Source organism: Vibrio sp. 1727 (genome assembly GCF_033344415.1).
GTDB classification, from domain to species: Bacteria; Pseudomonadota; Gammaproteobacteria; order Enterobacterales; family Vibrionaceae; genus Vibrio; species Vibrio alginolyticus.
In genome coordinates this window covers 1-503 of the sequence record NZ_JAWPOT010000720.1, presented here as the reverse complement: position 1 = coordinate 503, position 503 = coordinate 1, and the positions used below count along the sequence as shown (strand labels likewise).

The window sequence follows — 503 nt, the reverse complement described above, 5'->3', positions numbered from 1 at the left end:
TTAAAGAACACGGTGTTGATGAAATTTTGTGTATTTCGGTAAACGACACATTCGTTATGAACGCTTGGAAACACGACCAAGAAGCCGAGCACATCACCTTTATTCCAGATGGTAATGGTGAGTTCACCGATGGCATGGGCATGCTCGTGGACAAAAATGACATCGGTTTTGGTAAACGTTCTTGGCGTTACAGCATGTTGGTAAAAGATGGCGTGATTGAGAAGATGTTCATCGAGCCAAATGAGCCAGGAGATCCGTTCAAAGTCTCGGATGCAGACACTATGCTGAACTACATCGCACCAGAGTACAGAACTCAGGAATCGATCACTGTATTTACCAAGCCTGGTTGTCCTTTCTGTATGAAAGCCAAACAAAACTTGATTGATCACGGTCTTCAATATGAAGAAGTCATTTTGGGGAAAGATGCAACTTCCGTCAGTCTTCGTGCTATTACAGGCCGTACGACCGTCCCGCAAGTATTCATCGGCGGTAAACACATCGGT

The 503-nt window shown here is 44.7% G+C and carries 1 protein-coding gene; it reads left to right on the top strand.

What is annotated here, in order from left to right; all coding sequences use genetic code 11:
- Positions 1-503 (top strand): glutaredoxin domain-containing protein (locus R8O10_RS27805; RefSeq protein ID WP_318192307.1); only part of this gene is annotated, 503 nt, incomplete at both ends.